The sequence below is a fragment of the Pseudomonas sp. FSL R10-1350 genome (assembly GCF_009600525.1).
Classification (GTDB): Bacteria; Pseudomonadota; Gammaproteobacteria; order Pseudomonadales; family Pseudomonadaceae; genus Aquipseudomonas; species Aquipseudomonas helleri.
The window spans coordinates 1-353 of the sequence record NZ_WIVR01000201.1 but is presented as its reverse complement, the minus strand read 5'-3'; the positions used below and the strand labels follow the sequence as shown (position 1 = coordinate 353).

General features: G+C 38.8%; 1 rRNA gene. It reads right to left on the bottom strand.

The window, feature by feature from the left end:
* Positions 1–302: 302 nt before the first annotated feature.
* Positions 303–353, bottom strand: a 16S ribosomal RNA gene (locus GHO25_RS26375); the annotation flags it as partial.

Below are 353 nucleotides of genomic sequence, written 5' to 3'. Positions count from 1 at the left end.
TTATACTATGAAGACAACATTCGCCGAAAATTCGCACACTCAATTAAGAGAATCACAAATTTTACCTTAGCCTGAATAAACACCAGTGAAAGTGTTATTCAGTCTATCTTTCTATCACATACCCAAATTTTTAAAGAACGATCTAATCAAAAGATCAGAAATCAACATTCACCATCATTTGATGGAATGCTCATTTCTAAGCTTTACGACAGAAAAACCACAGAGCAACTCTGCAGTTATCGTCTTCTACAATGAATCAAGCAATTCGTGTGGGAACTTATGGAGCAGCTGATGTCGTCGATTAAGGAGGTGATCCAGCCGCAGGTTCCCCTACGGCTACCTTGTTACGACTT